Source organism: Methanosarcina sp. A14 (genome assembly GCF_001729375.1).
Lineage (GTDB): Archaea > Halobacteriota > Methanosarcinia > Methanosarcinales > Methanosarcinaceae > Methanosarcina > Methanosarcina barkeri.
Map to the genome: position 1 here is coordinate 1 of NZ_LZPK01000220.1, position 2,632 is coordinate 2,632.

General features: G+C 34.0%; 1 protein-coding gene. It reads left to right on the plus strand.

Going from position 1 to position 2,632, the window contains the following annotated elements; genetic code table 11:
- Window positions 1-1,116, plus strand: a 1,116-nt coding sequence (locus A9239_RS10975) for a PKD domain-containing protein (protein ID WP_141706436.1), incomplete at its 5' end; no start/stop codon positions are given.
- Between the last annotated feature and the right edge of the window lie 1,516 nt (window positions 1,117-2,632).

The window sequence follows — 2,632 nt, forward strand, 5'->3', positions numbered from 1 at the left end:
GCTACAAATGCAGTAATAGCTACGGTTCCTGTAGGAAGGGAGCCTGAGGGGGTTGCAGTCGCTCCAGACGGAACAAAGGTATATGTGGTAAACACTGACGACACAGTTTCAGTAATTAACACAGGCACAAATACGATCATAGCTACGATTCCTGTAGATGGGTTTCCTGTGGGAGTTGCAGTTAGCTCGGATGGAAAAAAGGTATATGTAGCGAGCGGCGGCAACTGTACTGTAATTGACACAGCCACAAATACTGTTACAGCTACGGTTCCTGTAGGAAGCAATCCTTCTTATGGAGTTGCAGTCAATCCAGCGGGAACAAAGGTATATGTGACAAACGTTTTCGACGATGACGTCTCTGTAATTGACACAGATACAAAAACAGTCATAGCTACGGTTCCTGTTGGTTGGTCGCCCCATGGAGTTGCAGTCACTGCAGACGGAACAAAGGTATATGTGGTTAACGGAGGACACGACAATGTCTCTGTAATTGACACAAACACAAACACTGTTACAACCACAATAAATGTAGGAACTGGTCCAGTTTCTTTGGGGCAGTTTATAGGTCCTCAACAAGCACAACCAGTACCTCTTGTAGCAAATTTTTCCGCGAACCCGACCGAAGGAAAAGCACCATTAAAGGTTACCTTTACTGACGAGAGCACAGAACTTCCGACTAAATGGAAATGGACCTTTGGAGACGGATCAAAATCATTCCTCCAGAATCCAACTCACAAGTATTCAAAAGCAGGGGTATACACGGTTAGCTTAACAGTAAAGAATGCTAAAGGCAGTAACACAGTAACAAAAACAGATTATATAAAAGTGGTAACAAAACCAGTTGCTGCATTCTCTGCATCTCCGACCTCAGGAAAAACACCATTAACCGTCGAATTTACTGATGGAAGTACAGGAATACCGACCAAATGGAAATGGAGTTTTGGAGACGGGACAATTTCAAGGGAACAGAATCCAGAACATCAGTATTTACAGGAAGGAAAATATAAGGTTACACTTACAGTGAGCAATGTGGCAGGCTGCAATACGATAAAGAAGACAAACTACATAAAAGTGACAACAAATACAAGACCAAGTATATATTCTGAAAACAAATAAAACCTTAAATTGAAAAATTGAAGTTTAAGTCTAAAAAGAGTGGGGAGTTTATTATTTATAAATTGTTTTTGTAGTAAAACCTGTGCATAGACTTTGGAACAAATTAAGAGCAGACTAGAGAGCTCTGTACTGAAACAGGTCGTTGTTAATACTATATGGAAAAAATTAGGTTTGCGTTACAACCTCCAGGTCAGAGCCAAGTGGTTTTACGCTTCATTATAAAAAGACGCCAGAATTAAACGTTAGACATTCTGTTGGTTTTGTGCCAAAAAAGATGTATTTTTTCAATTTAGCTTAAATTACTATCTTTATTTTTAGACTTTATTACGTTTCATTTTTATTAGTCGTTACGATTATAAATAATATGTGACATAATATAGAATTAGAAGACGATTTTTTACTAGTGATTAATTATTATGATTAATTATATTTTTATTAATAATTCCATAATTAATAACAAGGTCACAAGATTAATAAATAGAACCGAATATTGAAAATAATGATTTTATGATATAAACTATAGTTTTTTTATATATAGAAAAACTAAAAAAAATAGATAATAAAAATGAATGAAATAATTTGAAAAAAACCTGTATATTTACTTGATTCTTTGTAATGCTGACTATACGCCTTACTATAGTATCAAGTGTATCCGCAAAAGCAGATATTAAAACAGATATTGATTAGTAAAAACAAAAAATATGTTTAATAGTTAACAACCAAAAATATAGTAATGAGGCATTCAAAATGGTTAATCATGAGTTGAAAGGGAAGATCATATTTTCTTTGTGCTTACTTTTAATGATTGTGTTTAACTATTATTATTCAAATCCTCAAAACAATTGTGCCTCTTGTGCATTATGGCTAGGTTTTCTAATGGGAATTTTTGTAGTTCTTTCTCACATTTACAGGATAACTGGTAAATTCAAAGTTTGAATATTATTAATATAGAGACAAAAAACGGCAAATTTGAATTTTTAATGCATAGCTTTTGTGTGAAAAACTATGTATTTTTCAGTTTGGTATAAGTTACCTTTTTTTGCAACAGAAACATAAAAAGTGTATATTTTGTAAAAGTTTTTTAAATTATTGAATTATTAACAGCCCTTCCTAGAAAAAAGAAATTTATCCCTCCATGGTCTATTTTCTTCTTTTTAAAATGTATCAAAAGCGGTAACTGAAGACATAAAAAAGTGCCTACATGTTATTCTTAAACTTTTTCCACTAAATACACCCGACCTTCCGCAGATGTCTTGAAAAGAAGAACATTTTTCCGGCTATCGTTTTTGTGCATTTGCTCAATAATTTGCAATTATTATCAACTGAAACTTCCGGAAATAGAGGTTAGAAGCTTTCAATGAAGCTTGAATAATCAGGGTAATTTTCAGAAAAAGTGATAGCAAGAAAAATTGTGAAAATTGAATAGACATGTTGAATAAGAAAGAGCGATTACTCGCTCTCCCTCTTCTAAGAACCGTACGTGAAAGTTTCCCTTCATACGGCTCAAGCATTCTAT